Source organism: Hymenobacter mellowenesis (assembly GCF_030581005.1).
Classification (GTDB): domain Bacteria; phylum Bacteroidota; class Bacteroidia; order Cytophagales; family Hymenobacteraceae; genus Hymenobacter; species Hymenobacter mellowenesis.
In genome coordinates this window covers 422,663-446,954 of the sequence record NZ_JAUQSX010000002.1, presented here as the reverse complement: position 1 = coordinate 446,954, position 24,292 = coordinate 422,663, and the positions used below count along the sequence as shown (strand labels likewise).

Below are 24,292 nucleotides of genomic sequence, written 5' to 3'. Positions count from 1 at the left end.
GCGAAGTACGCCAAAAACCACCAGCTACCGCGCCATCGGCGCGCCCATCTCAGCCGCGGCCGAGGCGGGCGGCGGCCCAGGGAGGGAAATGGGGCCCAGCGAGTCTTCGCGCAGCTTCTTGCCGCGCAGCTGGAGCAGGAAAATCAGCCCCAGGATGAAGAACACAATCAGGGCCAGCAGGCTGTTGCGCATCGAACCCGTGATTTGATTGATGATGCCGAACGTGGCCGTGCCGATGACGATGCTCAGCTTCTCGGTCACGTCGAAAAAGCTGAAGAAAGCGGCCGAGTTGGGGGTGTTCTCCGGGATGATTTTGGAGTAGGTGCTACGGCTCAGACTCTGGATGGCACCCATCGTGAGTCCGATGACAGCAGCCAGCGCGTAGAAGCTCCAGCCGGCCTGCACGAAGTAGCCGGCGATGCAAATCAGCATCCAGATGAACACCGACCAGCTCAGGGCCCGCGTGTTGCCGATGCGCTCGGAGAGCTTGGCGAACAGGTAGGCGCCCGCGATGGCCACTACCTGCAGCAGCAGAATGGTGAGAATGAGCGCCCCCGATTCGAGGTGCAGCTCATCGGTGCCGAAGAGCGTGGCCACGTACATCACTGTTTGCACGCCCATGTTGTAGGTGAAGTAGGCGAGCAGGAATTTCTTCACGTTGGGCAGCTGCTTGAGCTGGTCCCACACCTTGCCCAGCTCGTGGAAACCGTTGAGCAACCAGCCACCTTTGGCTTCGGGGGCGTCGGCCGGGCGGCCGCGGTCGGGCGGCAGGGTGGCGAAGGGAATCTGGGCAAAACCGGCCCACCACAGGCCGGTGAGCAGGAAGGAAATCTGGGCGGCGCGCTCGGCATCAATGCCTATTTTGTCGTGAAACTGGTTTATCACCAGGCAAATGATGAGCAAAATTACCGAACCGATGTAGCCCATCGAAAAGCCCTTGGCCGAGAGCGAATCGAACTTCTCTTCGCTGCTGATTTCGGGCAAATACGAGTTATAGAACACGATGCTGCCCGAAAAGCCCACCGTGGCCGCCACAAAAATGAATGTGGAGAGCGTGAGCGTGGCCGGCGAGAAGAAGAACAGCCCCGCGCACGAGGCCGCCCCGATGTAGCAGAAGATTTGCAGAAACAGCTTTTTGCGCCCCGAAAAGTCGGCCAGCGACGTGAGGAAGGGGCTCACGATGGCAATGAGCAGAAACGACACCGAGATGGCGTAGTTCAGCAGCGACGAGCCCGGCACCATCATGCCCAGGAAGCTCACGGGGCTCTGGCCGCTGTCTGTGTGCGTAATCTCCTTGATGACGCTGGACCAATAGATGGGGAAAATCGAACTGGTAATCACCAACGGGTACACCGAGTTGGCCCAGTCGTAGAAGGTCCAGCCGGTGGTGATGCGCTTGTTGTCTTTCTCGAAGCCGGGATTGGCCGCGGCGGGAGTCGAAGTTGGGGTCATATCGGGTGGCGCGGGGTTTGGGGAGTGACGCCGGGAAGGTAACGGGTTTTTACGGTTGGGGTTGGCTGAGGCGGCGGCATGTCCTATTCTAGCACCCGAATCTGGGCCGGGTCGTAGCGCGCGGCCCACTCGCGCCGCAGGATGCCGTAGAGCCGCTCGTCCTCAAACTCACCCCGCTCGTTGCGGCCCGACTCGCGCGAAATGCCCTCGAACACGAAGCCCGGCGTCTTCTCGATGGAGCGCCGCGAGGCCACGTTCGAAACGAGGCAACCGGTCGCTACCCGGTGCAGGCCCAGCAGCTCGAAGGCCAGGTAGAACAGGTGCGGCTTGCTGCCCGGCGTGACGCCCCGCCCGCGCATGTGCCAGAACACATCGGCCCCGGTGGAGCCCTGCAACTCCTCCCAGCTGTCCACCGATAGCAGGCTCATGCCGGCCAGCTCGCCGTGCAGCAAGGTGTAGAAGCCGAAGTTGGTGCGCCGGCCCTGCCGGTCGTGTTGCGGGAGGTAGTTCTCGTGCAGCTCGGCCAGCATCTCATCGGTATCGGGGTGGCCCTGAAAAAGGGGGGTGATGCCGGGCAGGTTGTCGTCGTTGATGAGGACGAGGGTGAGGGCGTCGGACTGCAGGGCCTTGAACATGGGCGTAAAAGGTTGGTGGCTGGGGGCAGACGAGAGGCGGCAGGCGGCCTTACACTTGCTGCAAACTGGCTCGATTGGCCCGTACCATTCCGGCAAACTCAGCCGAATCCAGCACGGCATCCTCCCAGATGCGTTTTGCTTCGGCGACTATCAACAAGCCTTCATCATACGTCAGCTTCGACGCCTGTAAATAATCTGCAATAGCGGGGTTTAGTGGCAGGCTCATTGGCAAACCGGCAACAAACTCCGCTTGCTTCAAAGCCTTCAATCTTTCCACACGGCGCTTTATTAGTTCCGGCCGGTCGAGGCCAAACACCCAAATACAGCAAGCGCCACGTTCATCCAACGGCTGCGCCGCATCCGCTATAAAAGAAAGGTGCGCGGTTGGGTCTTCGGTGGCTGGGTCGGGTAACAAGGGCGCTTCGGTTGCTAAAGAATCAGTATGTGAGCAAGCCCGGCCGGCCGGGTCAGTTAGGGGGAAATAGTTGCCTTTGAACCGCTGGTTGCAAAGCTGGCAGGCAAAATAAAGGTTGCTCCAATCGTAGGCCAGCCAATAATAGCCGGGTTTGTGCAGGGCATCGGCGGCATCCTGCTGGTAGCCGCCTTTGGGCCGGAAGTGTTCTACATCGCCATAGCTGGTGCTGCTGAAGTACGATTCGCAATAGCAGCACTTGTCGTGCTGGTCAGCCCGCAGCCGCTCTTTCACGCGGGCGTCGTTGTAAATGCCATCTTTCGACTCCAACAATTTATTATCGGGTACCAGACAGGCGGGCGGGTCGGCTTCCTGAATTTTCTGAAGCTTCCTCAAATGCCGAAGGCCACTGGTCAGGAGAGGGGCCGGCGCAGGCTGGCTTTTGCTAATCCGAATCATGGTCGCGCTATTCCAGAATGTCGGCTTTGCCCAAGTTGCGAGCCAACTGAGCCAGCAGGTCTTCGGCCCGACGCTCCGGCGCGGTGGTGCCGATGGGGGGTGCGGTCAGGGCATCAGTTAGGTGGTCCAGCTCGGCTTTTTCTTTTGCAGTCAGTTTATTTTTCAGCAGCAACTCGTTGCGGCGTGTAAGGTCAGTTTCCGTTTCGGGCGAAAGTGGAGGCGTGTTATCAAACAGCTCGCTACTGAGGATTTGCTCCAGGCGCCAGTGGCGCACATCGGGAAGGTCGCGACCCTGGTACACTTTGGTCTGGTCGTCCTCACGCTTTAGCAGCACAATGTTGGCTTCCTCATCGCCGGCGGCCTGCACCACCAGCGGGCTGTGCGCCGTGGCAATGAACTGCGTGTTCTTGAAGATGCCGCTCAGGAATCCGATGAGCTTGCGTTGCCAGCTCGGGTGCAGGTGCAGGTCGATTTCATCGATGAGGACGATGGCGGGCTCTTCCAGCGGGTTCGGGCTGTCGGGGTAGCGGATGAAGAGCTTGCTGGCGAAGTCGGTGAGCCACACCACCAGGGTTTGGTAGCCCAGGCTCATGTCGCGCAGGCGCACCCAGGTGTTGAAGAGCAGGAATTGCAGGCTTATCTGCGGCTTCTGCGGCGTGCCAGTGGAAGCTATGCGTAGCTCCGTGACGCCGGGCAGCACTGTTTTTAGCATTTCCTCAACTAGAGCGCGGGCTTTATTTAATTGGCTGGCATTCTCGCCGGCAAGCTTGCTGCCGTAGTCAATGTTTAGGAACCATTCTTCGGGATTTAGAAGGTCGGCGCGGTCATCGAAGAGACTTATATTGGTATCAGCTATTTCTGGCACATCGCCTATTACAGAATTGCCAGTTGTCCTCCCAGCACCGTACCCATTACAAATCAGCCCTAAATCATCGAAGTTCGGCAGAGATGAATGTGTTGAAAGATTACCTTGCTCGTCAGCTCTAAAACTTATTTGAATAGGTGGAGCGGCTTCAAAGTTCATGGTAGGAACTAATCCTTTGCCTTTGCCGAAGTGGCTTACCATGCTGCCTTGCTGCACACCACTTGCTCGAAATGGAACCCATTTCCCTTGTGCTAAGGTGAAATAGTTTAGCTCATATACTGTTTCATTCTCTAGGTGCATGGGAATTTTAGATGGACTAATTGCCGCCAACGCCTTCAACACCGTCGTCTTCCCCACCCCGTTATCCCCGAGAATAATCGTCCACTGCGCGGGCCGGCCATCGGGCCGGGCGAAGGAAATCGTTTGCTTCTCCCCGAAGCTGCGCACGTTTTCCAGGCTCAGCGAGAGGAAGTAGGCGGGGGGTGGCGAGGTGGTTTTGTCAGTCATCAGGTGAGGAAACGGAGCGGGCACGAAGGCCCCAAAAGTAGCAGGGCTGCCGAGGTTTTACTGAGTACGGCTCAAAACGGCAAAATCCGCCATTACCAAATCACTAACCAGGACAATATATCCGGCAATTCGCCGGAACTTTGCTCCTGGAAAGCTAGGCCCTGCCCCCAGCAGGGCTTTTCTGTGTCCGTTTGCCCTTCTTTTTTCCTCCCTTCCCCCTTTTCATGCGTCGTACCCTTACGCGTTGGCTCTGCCTGGGCAGTGCCTTATTTACTCTTTCCAATGCCGTGGCCGCGCCGGCCCCGGTGGCCCCCATCCCGGCCGATGCCCACCCGCTGCGCTTCGTACCCAACCAGCGGCAGTGGGAACAGCCCATTTTGTTTGCGGCCGATGTGCCGGCCGGGCGGCTCTTCCTGGAGCGCGGCCGCCTGCTGGTGGCCCGCTACGACGCCCCCGCCGTGGACCGCGCCCACCACGCGCCCCGCGTGAAGGGCCAGCAGGTCCGCATCGGCGGGCACGCTTATTCGGTGAATTTCGAGGGCGCCAACGCCCGGCCCGAGGTGCGCGGCGAGCAGCCCACCGGCGAGCAGTTCAACTACTTCCTTGGCAACGACCAGAGCCGCTGGGCCACCCACGTGCCGGCCTACACCGACGTGCGCTACCAGCAGCTCTACCCCGGCACCGACCTGCGCTTCTACTCGCGCGGGGCAGTGATGGAGTACGATTTCGAACTGGCCGCCGGGGCCGACGCCGGCCGCATCCGGCTGCGCTACGAGGGCCAGGAGTCGCTGACGGTGGTGGACGGTGCCCTGCACATCGGCACCAGCGTGGGCCGCGTCACGGAGCAGAAGCCGTTTGCCTACCAAGTAATTGATGGGCGGCGCGTGGCCGTGCCCTGCCGGTACGTGCTGGGGCCGCGCCACACGGTGAGCTTCGGCCTGCCGAAGGGCTACGACCACAGCAAGCCGCTGGTCATCGACCCGGTGCTGGTGTATTCCACCTATTCCGGGGCCATAGCGCGCTTCAACTGGGGCTACACGGCCTGCCCCGACACGCTGGGCAACCTCTACGCGGCGGGCATCAACTTCACGGCCGGCTACCCCACCACCCAGGGCGCCTACCAGTTCAACTACCGCGCCGCCAAGGACATCGTCATCAGCAAGTACAACCCGGCCGCGCCGGTGGGCACCAGCAGCCTGGTGTACGCCACCTACCTGGGCGGCACCGACGACGAGTACCCCCACAGCCTGGTGGTGAACCGCGCCAACGAGCTGGTGATGCTCGGCAGCACCGAATCGACCAACTTCCCGATGCCCGCCACCACCTACCGCCGCACCCTGGCCGGCGGCATCGACCTGGTGCTGGCCAAGCTCTCGGCCAACGGCAGCAGCCTGCTGGGCGCCACCTACATGGGCGGCACCTCCGACGACGGCCGCCTGCCCACCACCAGCAACCTGTACAACAACTTCGGCGACGACTTCCGGGGCGATGTGATAACCGACCGCCAGAACAACGTGTACTTCACCTCGGGCACGCTTTCGGCCGCCTTCCCCACCAGCGCCGGCGCCTACCAGACCGCCCGGCGCGGCACCCAGGATGCGGTGGTGGTGAAGCTCAACGCCGGCCTCACCGGTATGCTGTGGAGCACCTACCTCGGCGGCACCGGCGACGACGCGGCCTACAGCATCCAGCTCGATAGCCTCAACGGCGTGTTTGTGGCCGGCGGCACCACCAGCACCAACTTCCCTGGCACGGCGGGCGGCCTGCGCGCCACCTCCGGCGGCGGCCCGGCCGATGGCTTCGTGGCCCACCTCTCGCCCACCGGCACCACGCTGGTGCAGGCCAGCTACCTGGGCACCAGCAGCTACGACCAGGCCTATTTCGTGCAGCTCGACCGCAAAGCCGCCGTGTACGTGCTGGGCCAGACCAACGGCGCCTACCCCGTAACGGCCGGCTCCTACCGCAATGCCAACAGCCGCCAGTTCATCCAAAAGCTGAATTACCAGCTCACGAGCAGCGTGTTTTCCACAGTCTTTGGCAACGGGCCGGGCACGGTGAGCACCGCTAATCCCTACCCGTCGAACCTCGCGCCCACGGCTTTCCTAGTCGATAACTGCGGGCAGATTCTGCTCTCGGGCTACGGCGCGGCCAGCATCGCGGGCATGCCCGTCACGCCCGACGCCCTGCGCCTGACGGCCACCAATAGCACGGCCAGCAGCGCCGCCCAGGCCAATACCGACACCTACGGCTACCTCTACATCATGCAGCTCTCGGCCAACGCGCGGCGGCTGGTGTACGGCACCTACTTCGGCACCGGCACTACGCACGTGGATGGCGGCACGTCGCGGTTCGATAAGCGCGGCATCATCTACCAGGCTATTTGTGTGCGCGCCCAGCCGAATGGCAACCCGCCGCCCGCCATCCTCACCACGCCCAATGCCGTGGCCCGCACCATGGTGGGCAATGGCGAAACCACCAGCGCCGCCCTCAAGCTCGACATCGTACGCCTCGACGCCAGCTTCGTGCCGTCGGCCAACGGCGTGGTAAACACCCGCACCGGCTGCGCGCCGCTCACCGTCACCTTCACCCGCGCCGCGCCCTCGAACAACGGCACCACCTGGAGCTTCGGCAACGGCCAGACGTCCACGCAGCCCAACAACGTAACCGTGACCTACGCCACGCCCGGCCGCTACCCCGTCACGCTCACCGCCTACGACTCGACCAGCTGCCAGGCCGCCGTCATCGGCCGCGACACCGTCACGGTCATCGGCCTGCCCCGCGCCGCCCTCGGCCCCGACGTTACGGTGTGCCCCGGCTCCTCGGCCACGCTCACGGTGGCCGGCGCCTCGCCCGTGCAGTCGGCTCTTTATACCTGGAGCCCGGCCACCGGCCTCAACACCACCAGCGGCCCCAGCGTCGTCGCCACGCCCACGGCCACCACGCAGTACATCGTGACGGCCACCACCTTTGGGAGCGGCTGCATCAGCCGCGACACCATCGTGGTGAATGTGCGCAGCGCCGTCAGCGTGAGCATTCCCACGGCGGCGGCCCTTTGCCCCGGCACCACGGCCACCCTCACCGCCAGCGACGCCGGCACCGGCGCCACCTATACCTGGAGTCCCGCCACCGGCCTGAGCGCCACCACCGGCCGCACCGTGACGGCCAACCCCACGGCCACCACCACCTACACCGTGCGCGTGACCACGGCCGCCGGCTGCACGGGCACGACCACCACCACCGTCACGCGCCTGGGCATCCCGCAGATTCTGCTGCGCGCCACCCCGCGCCTGCCGGTCGACGGCCAGCCCGTCGTGTTTGCCGATACCCTGCAAAGCGTGCTGCCGCTCAGCAACCGCCGCTGGGACTTTGGCGACGGCCAGACCGGCACCGGCCTCACGCCCACGCACACCTACGCCGCGCCCGGCACCTACACCGTGCGCCTCAACGCCGACGTGACGGCCACCGGCTGCCCCATCACCGCCACCCTGACGCTGGTAGTGGGCGAGTCTCGCGCCTTCACATCGCCCAACGTCATCACCCCCAACGGCGACAGCAAGAACGACGATTTCCAGCCCTACGTAACCAAAGAGCCGGTTTCGGTACAAATCTTCACCCGCTGGGGCCGCAAGGTGTTCGAGCAGGACAACTATACCCAGGGCTGGGGCAGCGCCCCCGACGTGGCGCCCGGCGTGTACTATTACCAGCTGCGCAGCGCCTCCGGCCAAACCTGGAAAGGCTGGCTGGAAGTGGTGAAGTAATTTTTATTCAGCTCATTAAAAAGTCCGTTTCCGCATTGGAAACGGACTTTTTAATTTTGCCTGGTTTCGATTTTGTATTCGCTCCCCTGGTTTTATTTAGTTGCTTTTATCTTTAAAGCTGCTCTCAAACTGCCATCTCCTACCTTATGACGAAACTTCTACGCGCCACCTCCTTTTGGTCTTTTCTGCTCGTGGCCCCGCTGTGGCTGCTGGCCTGGGCCGGGGCCCGGGCGCAGGCCCCGGCTTGGCAAATGGCCATCTCGGCCGGGGCATCCGCCATCAGTACCTCCTCGGTCACCGGCACGGCCACCGATGCCAGCGGCAACGTGTACCTCGTGGGCCGCATCAGCGGCACCGTCAGCTTCGGCAGCACCACACTCTCTTCTTTTGGCTACAACGATGCCTACGTGGCCAAATGGAGCCCGGCCACGGGAAGCTTCGTTTGGGCACGAAACGCCGGCGGAAGCGCGAACGACGAGGCCCTCGGGGTGGCTGTCAGCGGGACGAGCGTGTACGTGGTGGGGGATTTCGCAAGCCAGTCCATCAGCTTTGGCAGCACGGCGCTCCCGCTCTTGGGCCGGCAAAGCATCTTCGTAGCCAAGTTCACCGATGCTGGCAGCTTCGTGTGGGCGCAGCGGGCCGGAGGCGCCGCCAACGACAAGGCGACGGCCGTGGCCGTGAGCGGAAACAACATTTACCTGACGGGCACCTTCGACAGCCGCACGTCCGCTTTCGGCGCCACTACCCTAACCAACGCCTCCAACAGTTCCTCCGGCACCGTTTTCACCGACGTTTTCGTCGCCAAGCTCATCGACGCCGGCCCCAGTGCGGCCTTCGCCTGGTCCTACCGGGCCGGCAGCACGGAGCCGGACGAAGCCGTGGCCGTGGCCGTGAGCGGCACCAGTGTGTACGTGACGGGCGGTGTGCTGGGATTCAGCGCCGCCTTTGGGCCCCTCACCATACCCGTCGACGGCAGCGACAATATTTTTGTGGCCAAGCTCACCGATGCCGGCAGCAGCGCTGGCTTTACGTGGGTTAAAAAAGTGGAGGCTAGCTTGGCGACGAGCACGGCGCTGGCCGTGAACGGAACCAACGTGTACCTGGCCGGGTACTACCTCGACGCGTCGGCCCGCTTCGACGACCAGGTACTCGGCTACGATGCCAACCCCGACAACTGCTTCATAACCAAGATTGCCGACGCGGGCAGTAGCGCCACGTTTGTGTGGGCCCTGCCCGCCTACGGCATTTACAACGGGGAAATCAGGGGGTTGGCGGTGAGCGGCACCGCCGTGTACGTGAGCGGCGGCTTCACCCGCACGGGCACGTTTGGCACCATCAACCTTAGCGGCTCCAACCTTAGCACCAACGCCCCGGACGTGTTTCTGGCCAAGATTACCGACGCGGGCCCCACGGCCGGCTTCGTGTGGGCGCAGGCCGGCGGCGGGCCGGACATCGACGTGGCCACTTCCATGGTCATCAGCGGCACGAATCTGTACTGCGGGGGCGGCTCGGTGCCGCCGGCTACCTACAGCGGCCACCTCCTCACGGGGCCTTTCAGCAGCAATGGCGTGGCGATGCTGGTGGGTACGAGTGACCCCACGCTCGCGGCGCCCGCGCCGACGCTCACCGGCTTCAGCCCGGCCAGCGGGGTCAACGGCGACCTCCTCACCCTCACGGGGACCAACCTGACGGGCACTTCCCTCATCTGCTTCGGGGGCCGCGGCCGCAATCTGGTGACGAGCGGCTTCACCGTCAATGCCGCCGGCACCCAGATTACGGGGGTAGCCGTGCCCGCCGGGGCCGTTTCCGGGCCCATCAGCGTGACCACGGCCGGGGGCACCTCCACCAGCAGCACGCCCTTCACCGTGAACACCGCGCAGCTGTTGGTGGCTCAGAATGGCCTCGTCTATCCGCCGCAAAGCCGGGTATACGACTTTGGCAGTCAGGTCCTCAACACCGCTTCGGCCACCGTCGTGTTCACGCTGAGCAACCCGGGCGCCACGACGTTGCTGGTTTCCGGGGCCAGCACCACCGGCGATTTCAGCCTCGTGGGCACGCCCACCGCCTCGGTGGCGCCGGGCAGCACGGGCACGGTGGCGGTGGCGTTCCGGCCCACTGCCGCGGGCGCGCGCTTCGGTACGCTGGTCGTGAGCAGCTCGGCGGCCGGGTTTCCGGCCTACACCGTGAACCTCACCGGCACGGGCACGCTGCCCGTGCCGGCGGGGCTGAGCTTTTCGCCCGCCAGCGGCCTGGTGGGCGCCGTGGTGTCGCTCACGGGGACCGGGCTGGCCAATGCGAGCCGGCTCACGTTTTCCGGCGTGGTGAACAACGTGGTGACCGGGGGCTTTGTCGTGAACGCCGCCGGCACGCAGATTACCAACATCGTGGTGCCTGCCGGCGCGGTGACGGGCCCGGTGACGGTGACCACGCCCGGGGGCGTCAGCGCGGGCATTCCGTTCACGGTGCCGGTGCCCCAGCTGCCCGTCATTGCCAGCATCAACCCAGGCAACGGCCCGGCGGGCACGGCCGTCACCGTTGCGGGCACCGATTTGTCGGGCGCGCTCAGCCTGAATTTTTCGGGCGGCTTCAGCGCGGCCTGCACGGTGGTCAACAGCACCACGGTGCGGGCCGTGGTGCCGGTGGGCGCCGTGAGCGGCCCCGTCACGCTCACCACCCCGGTGGGCACGAGCAACGGCGTGGCGTTCGGGGTGCCGCCCGTCATCAGTTCACTCAGCCCGTTTTCGGGCAGCGTGGGGCAGGTGGTGAGCGTGCAGGCCGCGACAGGCACGTCCGCCGTCACGGCCGTGACCCTGAACGGCTTGAGCCTGCCCTTCACGGTGAGCAGTTCGGGGGCGCTGTCTTTCACGGTGCCCGCTGGGGCCAGCACCGGCTTCGTCACCATCACCACGGCGGACGGCACCAGCAACGGCGTGGCCTTTTCGGTGGTTTCGACCGTCTTCCTGACCAGCGTGGCCCCCGCCAGCGGCTTGCCCGGCAGCACCATCAGCCTGAATGGCAGCAACCTGGCCGGTGTCACGGCGGTTGTTTTTTCCGGCACTGGCCTCAATACGGTCACAAGCGGGTTTGTCATCAACGCGGCCGGCACCCAGATTACGGGCATCGTGGTGCCCAGCGGCGCCCAGACGGGCCCCGTTACCGTGCTGACCACCCGCGGCGCTGTCATTGCCAACGGCATCAGCTTCGCGGTGGGCGCCGCGCCGCTACCCTATGCGCCGGGCTGGCAAACGGCGGCCAGCATTTCGCCGTCCAGCTACGGCGGGGCTTCCGGCGTAACGGCCACGGCCACCGATGCCAGCGGCAACATCTTTGTGGCCGGCTACTTCGCGGGCACCCTTCGCCTGGGCGCAACCACATTGGTCAGCACCGGCGTCAGCAACGCATTTATCGCCAAATGGAACCCGGGCGGCAACCGGTTTGAGTGGGCGGTGGCCGCTGGCGGCGCCGGCACCAGCAGCTACACCTACATCAACGGCCTGGTGGTGCAGGGCAGTACGGTGTACGCCGCCGGGGCCATATCGGGCACTACCACGGTGTTTGGCAACCTCACCCTGACTAATGCCGGCCCGCCGCTTACGCAGGACGTTTTCGTGGCCAAACTCACCGACACCGGCACCACCGGCACCTTTGTGTGGGCGCAGCGAGCCGGCGGCCTGAACTCAGACATCGTGGCGAGCATGGCCGTTGAAGGGGCCAACATCTACCTGGCGGGAAGCTTTGGCTACAGCGTTTATTCCGCGGCGGCGAGCACGGCGACCTTCGGCAATGTGGTACTGACCAATCCCGGGAGCGGCACGGCCGATGCGTTTGTGGCCAAGCTCACCGATGCCGGGGCCTCCGGCACCTTCGCGTGGGCATTGCGGGCCGGTGGCATTCAGAACGATGCGGCCTCGGGCGTGGCCGTGAGCAATGGCAACGTATACCTGGCAGGCCGCTTCGAAGGCCAGGTGGCCAGCTTTGGCGGCCTGACGCTGGCCAGTCGGGGGTTGGCCGACGGCTTCATCGGCAAGGTGGTCGATGCCGGCTCCACGGCGGGCTTTGCGTGGGTGCAGCCGGTAAGCGGGCACGCGACCGACGGCGTACAGGCCGTGGCCGTGGCGGGGGCCAACGTGTACGTGACCGGGGTTTTCTCCGGGCCGGTGGCTTTCGGCAGCGCCCTGCTCACGTTCGAAACGGCCTACATCACGACGGACATCTTTGTGGCCAAGCTCACGGACAACGGCGGCACGGGCACCTTTGCCTGGGCCATTCCGGCCGCCAGCGCCGGCGACGACGAGGTATTTGCCCTGGCCCTGAGCGGAACGAGCATCTACATTACGGGTCGGTTTTCGGACCGGACCCGCTTCGGAAACCAGAGCCTGACCAGTGCCGGCAATCAGGATGCGTTCATCGCCAAAGTAACGGATGCCGGCAATACGGGGGCTTTTGCCTGGGCACAGCAAGGCGGCGGGCCGGGTGCCGACCAGGGCCAAACCTTGGCCACCACGAGCAGCAGCGTGTATATGGCCGGTTACGTGAACCCGCCCGCTAGCTTTGGCAGCCTGACCATCCCCAACCCAGCCGTTACTGCCGGGGCATTTATGGGCTTTCTGGCTTCCGTCTCGCTCGGGCCGCTGGCCACCAAAGCCCCTTTGGCCACGCGCCCGGGCCTGGAGCTTTTCCCCAACCCGGCCCGCGGCACCGTGCGTGTGCGCCTGCCCAATGTTGCGGGTCCGACACGGGCCCTTCTTTCCCTCACCGATGCCTTAGGGCGCACTGTGCGAACTCAAGATGTTGTTTTGGGCCGTGACGGCCAAACGGCCGACTTGAACATCCAAGGCGTGGCCAGCGGTGCTTACGTGGTGCAGCTCAAGACCAATACCCTTACGGCTGCGTGTCAGCTGATGGTAGAATAAGTTGCGCGGGGCGCCCGCCGGCCTCAGCCGCCAGCAAGGCCCTTTCGCTTGTAAAACAAAAGCCCCGTTTCTATTCAGAAACGGGGCTTTTAGCTGAGGGGATGGGATTCGAACCCACGATGAGCTTTTGACCCATACACACTTTCCAGGCGTGCTCCTTCGACCACTCGGACACCCCTCAAGGTTGGTGGTTCGTGGGGCAAAGATAGGGCGGCTTAGCTGGCCGGGCAAGTAGAATGAAGTAGCGCGGACTTTTAGTCCGCGAACAATTTGGTTGAACTCGCGGACTAAAAGTCCGCGCTATAGCGTGATTTCACCGCGTAAGTCCGTGGCCAGCAGCTCGCGGGTGCGGGCCTCCCCCAGCCCGAGGCCCAGCACGAACATGAGCTTGGTCACGGCCGCCTCGGTGGTGATGTCCTCGCCGCCCACGATGCCCATTTCCGCGAAGCGGGCGCTGGTTTCGTACTTGCCCTGCACCACGCGGCCTTCCTCGCACTGGCTCACATTCAAGAGCCACACGCCGCGCTGGCGGGCCTCGACCAGGCAGCGCAGGAACCACTCGGCCGTGGGCGCGTTGCCCGAGCCGTAGGTTTCGAGCACGCAGCCGCGCAGGCCCGGCACGCCCAGCACGGCCGCTACCACCGCCTCGGTGATGCCCGGAAACAAGGGCAGCACGGCCACGCCGGTTTCCAGGTTGGTGTGCACTTTGAGGCGGGCGCCGGGCAGCAGGCGGATGCTGTTGTCGTCGAACTCCAGGCCGATACCGGCGCGGGCCAGCGGCGGGTGGTTTTCGCTTTTGAAGGCGGCAAACTGCTGGCTTTCCACCTTTTTGGCCCGGGTGCCACGGATGAGGATGTCGTTGAAAAACACGCACACCTCCGGCACGCGCACGGTGTGAGCGCGGGGGTGGCGCGCCGCCGCAATTTCCAGGGCCGTGATGAGGTTGCGCTGGGCGTCGGAGCGGTTGGCGCCCACGGGCACCTGCGCCCCGGTGAACACCACCGGCTTACCTAGATGCTCCAGAATGTAGCTCAACGCCGCCGCCGAATAAGCCATGGTGTCGGTGCCGTGCAGCACCACGAAACCATCAAAATCGGCATAATGCCGGCCGATAAGCTGAGCCAGATACAGCCAGTCCTGCGGCGTCACGTTGCTGCTGTCGATGGGCGCGGGCAGGCTGAGCAGCTCCAGCCGGAAAGGCAGGCGCGTAAGCTCGGGCATCTTGCGGTCGAGGCGGCCGAACTTCATGGGCACCAGCCCGCCAGCGCGGTTCATGGCCATGCCCACGGTGCCGCCGGTGTAGATGATGAGTAGGCGCGGCGCGGCGGTATCGGTGGCATCGGCGCGGGTGGGCAGGGGGAGCAGCGGCAGGTCGAGGTCGGGCATGGATGGGGAAGCGTGAACCGGGCAATTGGCGCCGCAAGGTAGGGGCGGCGGTTTTTTCGGGCGCGGACAGCCCGACGCGGGCATCTGCCGTATTGCGGGAAGCTCTCCCCTCCTCTTTGGCTATGACCCCAACTTCCTCGAACCCTGACAAACCCGTTTCCGATGTGCTGGTGATTGGCGCCGGCATCATGAGCGCCACGCTGGGCGTGCTGCTCAAAACCCTCGACCCCAGCCTCACCCTCTCCGGCTACGAGCGCCTCGACGCCGTGGCCGCCGAAAGCTCCGACGCCTGGAACAACGCCGGCACCGGCCACTCGGCCTTCTGCGAGCTCAACTACACGCCCGAACGGCCCGACGGCTCCATCGACATCAGCAAGGCCGACAAGATTGCCGAACAGTTTGAGCTCAGCAAGCAGTTCTGGGCCTCGCTGGTGCTGGCCGGCCCGCTGCCCGACCCCACGTCCTTCATCCGCAGCATTCCGCACATGAGCTTCGTGTGGGGCGCGGCCAACGTGGAGTACCTGCGCAAGCGGCACGCCGCGCTGCTGCATTCGCCCCTGTTTCAAGGGATGGAATTCAGCGAAGACCCGGCCCGGATTGCCCAGTGGATTCCGCTGGTGATGGAGGGCCGCGACCCCGCCCAGCCGGTGGCTGCCACGCGCATGGCCCTGGGCACCGACGTCAATTTTGGCGCCCTCACCCGCAGCCTGTCCAATTACCTGAAGGGATTGCCGGGCGTCGATTTTCACCTGGGCCACGAGGTGGAGGACTTTCGGCAGAAAGATGACGGCATCTGGCGCCTGAAAATCCGCAATGTGGCCACCGGCGAAAAGGTGATTGCGCGGGCCCGCTTCGTGTTCATCGGGGCCGGCGGGGGCTCGCTCACGCTGCTCGAAAAATCAGGTATTCCCGAGGCCAACGGCTTCGGCGGCTTTCCTGTGAGCGGGCAGTGGCTGAAGTGCCAGAATCCCGCCATCATTGCCCGGCACGAGGCCAAGGTGTACGGCAAGCCGGCCGTGGGCTCGCCGCCCATGTCGATGCCCCACCTCGATACCCGTCAGATAAACGGGCGGCAGGAGCTGCTATTTGGCCCGTACGCGGGCTTCAGCACCAAGTTTTTGAAGAAGGGCTCCTACACCGATTTGTTCCGTTCCATTGAGCTGGGCAACATCCGGCCGCTGCTCTACGCCGGCGCCCGCAACCTGGGCCTCACCCGCTACCTCATCGGCCAAGTGCTGCAAACGCCACAGGAGCGCACGGCCGCCCTGCGCGAATACTACCCCGGCGCGAACCCCGCCGACTGGCAGCTCGAAGTGGCCGGCCAGCGCGTGCAGGTCATCAAGAAAGACAAGAAACAGGGTGGCGTACTCGAATTCGGCACCGAGATGGTGACTTCGGCCGACGGCTCCATCGCGGCGCTGCTGGGCGCGTCGCCGGGCGCCAGCACGGCCGTGGCCATCATGCTCGATTTGGTGCAGAAGTGCTTCCCGGAGCGGGCGAAGTCGCCCGAGTGGCAGGCCCGGTTCCGGCAGCTGGTGCCCTCCTTCGGCCAGCACCTCGCCGACGAGCCCGCTCTCACGGCCGCCGTGCGCGAGCGCAGCCGCGCGGCGCTAAAGCTGGACGCCTGAGGTTGGCTAGCTTATCCTAGACGTCATGCAGAGCGCAGCGAAGCATCTTGCCCGCCACCACTAATTCATTCGATTAGATTACTAGTGGCGGGCAAGATGCATCACTGCGCTCTGCATGACGTTCTTTTTTTAAACTGTAAATCAACTTAATAACACGTAAGCACGAATTAAATTGTGCACAATTAAAACCTAAACAACTAATTTTGTCTTGTCCTCTCGAAAGCCATGAAAACGCTCCCCGACTCGGCCTACAATCCCATTCTCAAGCTGGACAACCAGCTGTGCTTTTCGGTGTATGCGCTGTCGCGGCTCATCACCAAAGCCTACCAGCCGCTGCTCGAAAGCCTCGACGTGACCTACCCGCAATACCTCGTGCTGCTGCTGCTCTGGGAGCACGAGGAGCTGAGTGTGAAGCAGCTGGGCGAGCACCTGCTGCTCGACTCGGGCACCCTCACGCCCCTGCTCAAGCGCATGGAGCAGCGCCAGTGGCTCAGCCGCCGCCGTGATGCCCGCGACGAGCGGTCAGTGCTAGTGGCGCTGGCGCCGGCGGGCCGCGCGCTGCAGACGCAGGCCGCGCAGATTCCGGTGCGGCTGGCCGAGAAAATGCAGCTCACTGAGCCCGAAATCGCGGGGCTGCGCACGCAGCTGCGCCAGATTATGAACCTGTTATCCTAACGCCGTTTCGGCATTCTTTACCCCAATCCCCTTACCCAAACCACTCAAAATGAGCATCGAACGCCTGTATACCGCCAAAGCCAAAACCACCGGGGGCCGCGACGGCCGCGCCATCTCGTCCGACAACGTGATTGACCTGCCCCTGAGCACCCCCAAGGAAATGGGCGGCCCCGGCAAACCCAACACTACCAACCCCGAGCAGCTGTTCGCCGCCGGCTATTCGGCCTGCTTCGACGGCGCCCTGAACCTGGTGGCCCGCCTGAGCAAAACCCCCATCACCGGCAGCACCGTGGAGGCCGACGTGAGCTTCGGCAAAGACGGTGAGAACTACGGCATTGAGGTGGACCTGCTGGTGAACATCCCCGGCATGGACCAGCAGCAAGCCGAAGAGCTGGTGGCCAAAGCCCACCAGGTGTGCCCCTACTCGCGCGCCACCCGCGGCAACATCGTGGTGAACCTGAGCACGACAACCAACGCCTAAGCCGGCTGAAGTGCCCACCTAAAAAAATCCCGGCCGCGCCCTGCGGCTGGGATTTTTGGCTTTTAGACGGCTTTCCCAGGGCCGCGGTACGGCAGCGCTTACCTTGCAGGCCCATTTATTCGCTTTCGCCCGTTTTGACCATGATTGAACTGCAGCCCTTCACCGCCCACGATTTCACCCAACTCATGGAATGGGTCGACGACGAGCGTTTGATGAAGGAATGGAGCGGCTCCATGTTTTCCTTCCCGCTTTCCGAAGCCGGCCTGACCTGGTACGTGGAGGGCTCCAATGACATGAACGACCCGGACGTCTTCATTTATAAGGCCGTGGAAACCAAAACCGGCCTCACTGTGGGGCACATCTCGCTGGGCGGCATCAGCCAGCGCGACCGGGCCGGACGCATCACCCGCGTGCTGGTGGGCAAGAGCACCGAGCGCCGCCGTGGTATTTGCCAAGGCATGGTGCGGGCGCTGCTGCGCATCGGGTTCGAGGACCTGCAGCTGCACCGCATCAGCCTGGGCGTCTACGACTTCAACCACGCGGCCATCAATTGCTACCTCAAGTGCGGGTTCCAGCAGGAAGGCGTGCTGCGCGACGTGGTGCGCCACGGCGACGACTACTGGAGTTTGGTTGAAATGGGCATTCTGGAGGACGAGTGGCGGGCGCTGCAAACGCCCACGGCCTGAGCCGGTCCGGTGGGTGCCACCGGTCGTTGTGGGCATCCTTTTTGATAAGCCCACCGGAGCAGCCGGCGCCACTCCGAAAAAAAGAATAAATTGGACCGGCATTCGCCCCCTCTCCTTCGCTTCTTTATGAAAATCCACCATCTATCCCTGCTGGCACTCCTTTTCTCGGCTGGCGTGGCGCACGCCCAGCAGGACGCGGCCGCGCAAACCAACCTGAACGCGCTGGCGGCGGGTGCCCCCGCCGTGGTGCCCCGCGGCACCGCCGACGGCCTCAAGGGCTCGCCCTACGCCGACAACCGCTGGCTGCTGGCCCAGATTACCCTGGCCAATAACCTGCCCCTGGCCCCGGTGCCCCTCAAATACGACGTGCTGGACCACCGCCTGCTGATGCGGGCCCCCGCCCGGCCCAAAGACTCGCTACAGCTCGACGACGCCCGCGTGCTGCAATTCGTGCTCAACGAGCCGGCCACGCCACTGAGTCCCGCGCGCCAACGCACCTTCCGCCGCTTTGCCGAAGCCCCCGCCGAGAACCACAAGCGGGACTACGTGGAAGTGCTGCACCAGGGCCGCTACACGCTGCTAAAACACTACCTCAAAAAGCTTAACAAAGCCAACTACCAGGGCGCCTACAGCACCGACAGCCACTACGACGAAATCGAAGACAAATCGGTGTACTACCTGCTCACGCCCGACGCCCGACTCGTGCCGGTGAAGCTGGCTCTCAAGCCCTTGCAAGGAGCGGCTCCGGCATTGGCCGCCGCCCTCAAGACGGCCGCCGACGCCCAAAAGCCCAAAACGGACGCCGAATGGACCGCCGTGTTTGCCGCCGCCGACCCGGCCCCGGCCAAGTAAAGCCGGCGCGGGCTGAAAATTCAACGCAGCACCAACCGAGACAACCTCGCTTCTTATCAAATCTGTTTTTATGAAAGCTAAACTAGTGCTGGCGGGTGGGCTGATTTTTGCAGGCATTGGAGCGCGGGCGCAGGTTGGCGTGATTCAGAACAACCCGGTGATGCAGCGCGATTACAGCAAAGTAGGAGCCAACGAATACGGCAACCTGAACGACCTCACCAACGGCGCCCCGCACCTGCTCACGCGCAGCACCAAGCCCGGCACCCTGGGCTCGCCCTACGCCGACGGGCGCTGGCTGTCGGCCACCGTCACCCTGGCCAACAAGCTGCCCCTGAAGCCCATGCTGCTCAAGTACGACGTGCTGGAGCGCCGCCTCCTCATGTACCGCTCGGCGCCCGAGAACGACTCTATCGAGCTCGACGACCACCAGGTGGCGGCATTTGTGCTCAACGAGCCCGCGTCCAACCAGGGGCCGGCGCGGCAGCGGCTGTTTCGGCGCTTTGAGGAATCGGCGGTGGGCAGCCAACGGCTTGATTACGTGGAAGTGCTGCACGCCGGGCGCTACACACTGCTCAAGCACTACCTCAAAACCATCAAGCAGCCCAGCTTCGGTGGCATGTACAGCAACGGCGCCGCCCCCGATGAAATTGAGGATGCATCGGAGTATTTCCTCAAAGCCGCCGACGGCCCACTGACGCCCATCAAGCTGAACGCCAAATCGATGCAGGCGGCGGCCCCGGCGCTGAGTGCCGCCCTCAAAACCGCCATTTCGGCCCAAAAGCCCCGCACCGATGCCGACTGGACCGCCGTGCTCGACGCCGCCGACCCGGTGGCGGCTAAGTAGCGCGGCTTTAGTTCAGTGCGGATGGGGACAGAGTAACAAAAGAACGTCATGCTTCGCTGCGCGCTGCATGACGTTCTTTTCTCAATCCAGAAACGCTACCCCCGTGAGTTGCTCGCTGAGCTGCCACAACTGGCGGGCGTTTGCCTCAGTGTTGAAGGACGACTTCACGGCCACGGCTTTTTTCTTATCGAAAAAGCCGCCGCTGACAGCCGCGGCTTCGGGCGCTGAGGCCAGGAAAATGCTGGTTTCGGCGCCTTTTTCGACTGAAATCATGAACGGGCGGGCCAGCGCCGTGAGCTTGCCCAGCCAGCCGCCAGCGCTGTCGCCGAAGCTGGTGGCCACCACGCCGGGGTGCACGGCGTTGGTGGTCACGTTGGTGATGCTGTGGGCGCGCAGGCGGCGGGCCAGCTCCTGTGTGAACATGATGTTGTAGAGCTTGGTGTTGCCGTAGACGCGCATGGCGCCGTAGTGCCGCTCCGATTGGATATCCGCCAAATCAGGCTTGGCCACGCGGTAGGCCATCGACGCCAGGTTGACCACCCGAGCCGCCGGGCTGGCGCGCAGCTTGTCGAAAAGCAGGGCGGTGAGCAGAAACGGGCCAAGGTGGTTGGTGGCCAGGCCCAGCTCGTTGCCATCGGGCGAGAGCTGCCGCTCGGCCCCGAAGATGAGGCCCGCGTTGTTCACCAGCACGTCGAGGCGCGGGTAGCGGGCGCTGAACTCGGCGGCGGCGCGGCGCACCTGGCCCAGGTCGGCCAGGTCGGCGAGCAGGACGTCGACCCGGTCGTGGCCGGCGGCGGCTTTTATTTCCTGTTGGGTGGTGCGGGCTTTGGCGGCGTTGCGGGCCAGGATGACGACGTGGGCGCCCATGCGGGCCAGCTCGGTGGCCGTGACCTGGCCAATGCCGGACGTGGCGCCGGTGACGAGAACGATTTGCTGCTGAAGGTCGGGCATAGAAGAAACGGTTGACGTGTGTTTGTGCGCGTAAAGACGTAACTCGCGGCGCGATGCTTGGTTTATCAAGCAACACTCATAATCTTCGACCATATGAAAGCGCTACTGCTCATCGATATCCAAAACGATTTTTTGCCTGGGGGCCGGCTGGCCGTACCCGAGGGCGACGCCATCATTCCGCTGGTCAACGAATTGCAGCCGCAGTTCGAACTGGTGGTGGCCACCCAAGACTGGCACCCGGCGGGCCATGAGAGCTTTGCCAGCAGCCACGCCGGCCGCCAGCCGTTCGAGCAAATCGACCTGCACGGCCTGTCCCAGGTGCTCTGGCCCGACCACTGCACCCAAGCCGGCCCCGGCGCCGAACTGGCCCCGGCCCTGCGCACCGAGCGCATCGAGGCCATCTTCCGCAAAGGCACTTCGGTGGAAATCGACAGCTACAGCGCCTTTTTCGACAATGGCCACCGCAAAAGCACCGGCCTGGCCGATTACCTGCGCGGCCGGGGCGTGACCGAGGTCTTCGTGGCCGGCCTGGCCGCCGACTACTGCGTGTACTACTCCGCCCTGGATGCGCTAGAGGCCGGCTTCCAAACAATTGTCCTGACCGATGCCACCCGCGCCATTTCGGCCGACGGCTGGGCCGCCGCGCAGGCCGATTTGCGGGCCCGGGGCGCTACGCTGGTGGAAAGCACCGATTTGCTGGCTTAAATTGAGGCACGAAAAAGGGCGCCGGCTGGTTAGCCGGCGCCCTTTTTTACATTGGAGGTGTTCTAGAACGTGATGCCGAGCTAACAATCTGCTATTCACGCATCAGCTTCACGGAGGCCGACTGGGTGGCGGTGCGGGCGCGTAGCACGTACAGGCCCGCCGCCTGGGGCAACGCGATACTGGTGCGGCTGGTGCCCGCAGCCATTTGCTGCCGCCACACCACGGCGCCGAGCGAATTGCACAGGCTCAGCAACACGGGCTGGCCCTGGGCACCGCTGATGGCCACTTCGGCCTGGCTGCCGGGCACGGGGTTGCCGAGCACCTGCACCTGCAGCCCGGTGGCCGAGTGGCTGGGAATGAGCCCCGTGATGGTGGGGCACTGGGAGGGCACGTCGGTCGACCAGTCGCTAGGGCCCATGTTGGTTAGGGTGCCGGTGTGGCCGCGGCCGGAGGCATCGGCGGTGGTCAGGTTGGGCGAGTCGTTCAGTTTCCAGTAGCCGGCCAGGCCGGTGCTGGTGCCGGCCACACTGCAGGCGTTGGCCGCAATTTCGGCGGCCGTGAGGGCGCGGGTCCAGGCGCGGGCTTCGTCGAGGCGGCCGTCGAGGCCGCGCGGGGCGGCGTAGTTGCGGGCCAGCGTAAAGGCCGCATTGGCCACCACGTTGCCGGTAGCGGCCAGCGAATTATCGAGCACACCGTTCACGTAGAGCTTCAGCGAGGTGCCGTCGTAGGTGCCGGCCAGGTGCGTCCACTGCCCGGCCGTGAGGCGGGCCACCGACGTCACCTTGCGGGTAGTGGCGCCCACCTGCAGCACAAACTGTACCTGGCTGGGGTCGATGCCGGCGTCGCCGATGCGCAGCATGGCCGTGTTCGAGCCCCCGTCTTCCATGCCCAACAGGCTGGAAATGAAGGGCGAGGCGGCTTTGAACGTGGTCGGCTTCACCCAGCACTCCAGGCTCATGGCCGCGCCGCTGAGGTTGATGACGCCGGCATCGACGTACTTGCTCACGCCGTCGAAGCTGAGCGAGGTGTTGGCGCCTGCCGGCGGGGCCGTCACCACGGTGATGTAGCCGGTGCGGGTAAGCGTACTTCGACCGGCGCCGTCAAAGGCCGTAAGCTCCACCGTATAAGTGCCGGCCCTAAGGTAAGTGGCGGTGGCGTGCACGGCAGTACTGGTGATAACCGCAGCACCGGGCAGCGACCAGCTGAAGGTGTCGGCGTTGGTAGAGGAGTTGGCAAAGGTGACCGTTTGGCCGGTGAGCACCGTGGTGGCGTCGGCCGTGAAGTTGGCAATGCCTCCCACTAAGGGGGGGGCGCCGTTGTAGAGTTGTAGCTTGCCGAGGTTGAAGCGGTAGGCCGACAGGGCCGAGGCCGAGGTGGCCTGCACGCCGATGATGGCCAGCTCGCGGTTGGCGTAGGCGGCCAGCGACAGCGTGCTGCTGGTCCACAGCGTATCGGCCAGGGCGGGCACGTCGAGGTATTCGGGGGCGGCCAGGTTGTCGCTGAAATACAGGGCCAGGCGGGTGCTGCTGGCGCCGGCGGCCCGGCCCTTGTATACGAAATTGAGGCTGGTGGCGGCCGTGATGGGCAGCTTGGTTTGGAAGAGCTTGACCATAGTGCTGGCCCCGGCGGCCAGGCTGCCGCTCAGCTGCACGCTGGTGCCGCCGTACCAGGCCCGGCTGAAATCGAAGCGGGCGGCCACGCTGGTGGCCCCAGAGCGCGCCCACTGCCACGAGGGCAAAATGGCCTGCTTGGCCATGTCGGTCCAGCCCTTCACGGCCACGGCGCCGTTGTTGGCGAAAATCTTGCCCTGGCCCACGCAGAAATTGGTTTCGAAGGGCAGCGATGTGATGGCGCAACGCACCGGCTGGTAGTGGCCGAAGCCCTTCCAGGCGCCGGTGGCGTCGGCGGTGGTGATGTCGAGGTCGTCGCCGGCGAAGAGCCGCACTTCGCCGTTGTAGAAGCGGGCGTAGTCGGCCGGGTTGCTGTTGAAGCTGCTCAGGCCGCCGTTGTAGGTAATGTTGGGCGCAAACACGGCCAGCGAGGTCAGCGGCGAGGCCAGGTTGCCGCCGCTGTAGTAGTTGTCCATCCAGCCGCTGTTGGGCGTGCCCTGGTAGTTGTAGAAGGGAAACAGCTGCTGGGGGTTGCGGCCGGGCCAGATGTCGGCGCCGGTGTACACATCGTAGGGGCTGCGGCCCAGGGCGTTGGCCTGGTTCACGGCTGTGGTGAACGTGGAGCCGTAAATCCAGAAGTAGTTGGTGAAAATGGCATCCGTCACGCGGGTGTTGGTGGCGCTTTCCTGCACAAACGGCGCGTTGGTGGCGTTCAGCGTGTTCTGGTACGACACTGTGCCGCTGGAAATCAGCGCGTCGTACCAGTGCATTTCCATGCCGGCCGGCTTGAGCACCTGCAGCTGCTTGAGCAGGTTGCGCAGTTCCGTGACTTCGGCAAAGGTCATGGGCGACTCGGCGTTGAAAAACCAGCCGTCGAAGCCGTAGTAGGTGGCCACGGCAATCAGCTTCTGGGCCGCGAGGTAGTTGCCGCTGGCGTCTTTTTGTAGCAGCGTCTGGAAGCCGGCCCGGTCCGTAAACACGGTGCCAATCACTTTCACGCCGTTGCGGTGGGCGGCCTCCACCCACGGGCGGCACGGAATGCCCACCGGGCTGGCAAACCACGTCAGCACGTCGATATACTGCCAGTGGGTGAAGTTGTAGAGGTTGAACTGGGGCTGCTCGTTGAGGTAGCCCACGAAGTTGTTCATGCCGTCGGGGCACCAGTTCACCTTGGAGCTGAAGCTCTGGTTGGGGTTGAGCTGCGGGGCCAGCGAGTTTTGGCGGACGGCCAGCGGCACCCTGCTCACGTTGGCGGACACGGCAGTGGGCCCGTTGGCCACCCAGGCCATGAGTTGGGTTGGGGTGAGGGTAGTGTACTGCGCGGCGGGCTCAATCTGGGCCTGGGCCGCCTGCGCAAAACCGAGCAGCGTGAGCAAGAGCAGCCAAGGGCGTGCGTAAAAATGCCTCATGAAGAAGGGAAAATGGGTGGTGAACGGGTTTGAGAAGACAGGAAACCGGGTGGTTAAATTCGGT

General features: G+C 64.2%; 16 protein-coding genes and 1 tRNA gene. 9 read left to right on the top strand and 8 right to left on the bottom strand.

From position 1 onward, the window contains the following. Window positions 1-24: 24 nt before the first annotated feature. From Q5H92_RS05910 to Q5H92_RS26785, 4 genes are all read right to left on the bottom strand, one after another. On the bottom strand, window positions 25-1,452 hold the full coding sequence (locus tag Q5H92_RS05910) for an MFS transporter (RefSeq protein ID WP_305010572.1): 1,428 nt from the start codon (window positions 1,450-1,452) through the stop codon (window positions 25-27). Between the two features lie 83 nt (window positions 1,453-1,535). Beyond that, a complete protein-coding gene (locus tag Q5H92_RS05905) occupies window positions 1,536-2,087 on the bottom strand; it encodes a GNAT family N-acetyltransferase (protein WP_305010571.1) in 552 nt (183 codons plus the stop codon). Between the two features lie 49 nt (window positions 2,088-2,136). Further along, on the bottom strand, window positions 2,137-2,958 hold the full coding sequence (locus tag Q5H92_RS05900; RefSeq protein WP_305010570.1) for an HNH endonuclease family protein: 822 nt from the start codon (window positions 2,956-2,958) through the stop codon (window positions 2,137-2,139). Between the two features lie 7 nt (window positions 2,959-2,965). After that, window positions 2,966-4,330: an AAA family ATPase gene (locus Q5H92_RS26785; protein ID WP_501991675.1), complete on the bottom strand. Its 1,365-nt coding sequence runs from the start codon at window positions 4,328-4,330 to the stop codon at window positions 2,966-2,968. Between the two features lie 224 nt (window positions 4,331-4,554). Here Q5H92_RS26785 and Q5H92_RS05890 point away from each other — a divergent pair, with 224 nt between their 5' ends. Together Q5H92_RS05890 and Q5H92_RS05885 are read left to right on the top strand one after the other, a co-directional pair. Beyond that, complete coding sequence (locus tag Q5H92_RS05890; RefSeq protein ID WP_305010568.1) at window positions 4,555-8,088, top strand: DUF7948 domain-containing protein; 3,534 nt, start codon at window positions 4,555-4,557, stop codon at window positions 8,086-8,088. A 146-nt stretch (window positions 8,089-8,234) separates the two neighbouring features. Continuing rightward, on the top strand, window positions 8,235-13,001 hold the full coding sequence (locus tag Q5H92_RS05885) for a choice-of-anchor D domain-containing protein (RefSeq protein ID WP_305010567.1): 4,767 nt from the start codon (window positions 8,235-8,237) through the stop codon (window positions 12,999-13,001). Window positions 13,002-13,094: 93 nt separating this feature from the next. Here Q5H92_RS05885 and Q5H92_RS05880 read toward each other — a convergent pair. Then, window positions 13,095-13,182, bottom strand: a tRNA-Ser gene (locus Q5H92_RS05880). Between the two features lie 119 nt (window positions 13,183-13,301). Next, a complete protein-coding gene (locus tag Q5H92_RS05875; protein WP_305010566.1) occupies window positions 13,302-14,387 on the bottom strand; it encodes an asparaginase in 1,086 nt (361 codons plus the stop codon). A gap of 122 nt (window positions 14,388-14,509) precedes the next feature. On the opposite strand from Q5H92_RS05875, the gene mqo reads away from it, so the two are divergent. The 6 genes from mqo (at window position 14,510) to Q5H92_RS05845 (ending at window position 19,553) form a co-directional block, all read left to right on the top strand. Further along, the gene (gene mqo / locus Q5H92_RS05870) at window positions 14,510-16,015 is read left to right on the top strand and encodes a malate dehydrogenase (quinone) (RefSeq protein ID WP_305010565.1); all 1,506 of its coding nucleotides are present in this window, start codon (window positions 14,510-14,512) and stop codon (window positions 16,013-16,015) included. Between the two features lie 225 nt (window positions 16,016-16,240). Then, window positions 16,241-16,690, top strand: coding sequence for a MarR family winged helix-turn-helix transcriptional regulator (locus Q5H92_RS05865; RefSeq protein ID WP_305010564.1), 450 nt, complete (start codon window positions 16,241-16,243; stop codon window positions 16,688-16,690). A 49-nt stretch (window positions 16,691-16,739) separates the two neighbouring features. Next, window positions 16,740-17,171 (top strand): organic hydroperoxide resistance protein, encoded by a 432-nt coding sequence (locus Q5H92_RS05860; RefSeq protein WP_305010563.1) that lies wholly within the window; start codon window positions 16,740-16,742, stop codon window positions 17,169-17,171. A 140-nt stretch (window positions 17,172-17,311) separates the two neighbouring features. Then, entirely contained in the window at window positions 17,312-17,857 is a 546-nt protein-coding gene (locus Q5H92_RS05855) for a GNAT family N-acetyltransferase (RefSeq protein WP_305010562.1), read from the top strand. Between the two features lie 126 nt (window positions 17,858-17,983). After that, entirely contained in the window at window positions 17,984-18,709 is a 726-nt protein-coding gene (locus Q5H92_RS05850) for a hypothetical protein (protein ID WP_305010561.1), read from the top strand. Window positions 18,710-18,779: 70 nt separating this feature from the next. Further along, window positions 18,780-19,553, top strand: coding sequence for a hypothetical protein (locus tag Q5H92_RS05845; RefSeq protein ID WP_305010560.1), 774 nt, complete (start codon window positions 18,780-18,782; stop codon window positions 19,551-19,553). An 81-nt stretch (window positions 19,554-19,634) separates the two neighbouring features. On the opposite strand, the gene Q5H92_RS05840 is transcribed toward Q5H92_RS05845, so the two are convergent. After that, window positions 19,635-20,504 (bottom strand): SDR family oxidoreductase, encoded by an 870-nt coding sequence (locus tag Q5H92_RS05840; protein WP_305010559.1) that lies wholly within the window; start codon window positions 20,502-20,504, stop codon window positions 19,635-19,637. Between the two features lie 93 nt (window positions 20,505-20,597). Between Q5H92_RS05840 and pncA the strand changes: the two genes are divergently transcribed. Beyond that, complete coding sequence (gene pncA / locus Q5H92_RS05835) at window positions 20,598-21,209, top strand: bifunctional nicotinamidase/pyrazinamidase (protein ID WP_305010558.1); 612 nt, start codon at window positions 20,598-20,600, stop codon at window positions 21,207-21,209. 91 nt (window positions 21,210-21,300) lie between these two features. Here pncA and Q5H92_RS05830 read toward each other — a convergent pair whose 3' ends face one another. After that, window positions 21,301-24,228, bottom strand: a complete 2,928-nt coding sequence (locus Q5H92_RS05830; protein ID WP_305010557.1) for an endo-beta-N-acetylglucosaminidase — start codon at window positions 24,226-24,228, stop codon at window positions 21,301-21,303. Between the last annotated feature and the right edge of the window lie 64 nt (window positions 24,229-24,292).

What these genes read in the sequence shown, in the direction of transcription:
- Q5H92_RS05910 (WP_305010572.1), bottom strand. Translation starts at nt 1,452, where the DNA reads ATGACCCCAACTTCGACTCCCGCCGCGGCCAATCCCGGCTTCGAGAAA.
- Q5H92_RS05890 (WP_305010568.1), top strand. Translation starts at nt 4,555, where the DNA reads ATGCGTCGTACCCTTACGCGTTGGCTCTGCCTGGGCAGTGCCTTATTT.
- Q5H92_RS05875 (WP_305010566.1), bottom strand. Translation starts at nt 14,387, where the DNA reads ATGCCCGACCTCGACCTGCCGCTGCTCCCCCTGCCCACCCGCGCCGAT.
- Q5H92_RS05855 (WP_305010562.1), top strand. Translation starts at nt 17,312, where the DNA reads ATGATTGAACTGCAGCCCTTCACCGCCCACGATTTCACCCAACTCATG.
- mqo (WP_305010565.1), top strand. Translation starts at nt 14,510, where the DNA reads ATGACCCCAACTTCCTCGAACCCTGACAAACCCGTTTCCGATGTGCTG.
- pncA (WP_305010558.1), top strand. Translation starts at nt 20,598, where the DNA reads ATGAAAGCGCTACTGCTCATCGATATCCAAAACGATTTTTTGCCTGGG.
- Q5H92_RS05905 (WP_305010571.1), bottom strand. Translation starts at nt 2,087, where the DNA reads ATGTTCAAGGCCCTGCAGTCCGACGCCCTCACCCTCGTCCTCATCAAC.
- Q5H92_RS26785 (WP_501991675.1), bottom strand. Translation starts at nt 4,330, where the DNA reads ATGACTGACAAAACCACCTCGCCACCCCCCGCCTACTTCCTCTCGCTG.
- Q5H92_RS05850 (WP_305010561.1), top strand. Translation starts at nt 17,984, where the DNA reads ATGAAAATCCACCATCTATCCCTGCTGGCACTCCTTTTCTCGGCTGGC.
- Q5H92_RS05845 (WP_305010560.1), top strand. Translation starts at nt 18,780, where the DNA reads ATGAAAGCTAAACTAGTGCTGGCGGGTGGGCTGATTTTTGCAGGCATT.
- Q5H92_RS05840 (WP_305010559.1), bottom strand. Translation starts at nt 20,504, where the DNA reads ATGCCCGACCTTCAGCAGCAAATCGTTCTCGTCACCGGCGCCACGTCC.
- Q5H92_RS05865 (WP_305010564.1), top strand. Translation starts at nt 16,241, where the DNA reads ATGAAAACGCTCCCCGACTCGGCCTACAATCCCATTCTCAAGCTGGAC.
- Q5H92_RS05885 (WP_305010567.1), top strand. Translation starts at nt 8,235, where the DNA reads ATGACGAAACTTCTACGCGCCACCTCCTTTTGGTCTTTTCTGCTCGTG.
- Q5H92_RS05900 (WP_305010570.1), bottom strand. Translation starts at nt 2,958, where the DNA reads ATGATTCGGATTAGCAAAAGCCAGCCTGCGCCGGCCCCTCTCCTGACC.
- Q5H92_RS05860 (WP_305010563.1), top strand. Translation starts at nt 16,740, where the DNA reads ATGAGCATCGAACGCCTGTATACCGCCAAAGCCAAAACCACCGGGGGC.
- Q5H92_RS05830 (WP_305010557.1), bottom strand. Translation starts at nt 24,228, where the DNA reads ATGAGGCATTTTTACGCACGCCCTTGGCTGCTCTTGCTCACGCTGCTC.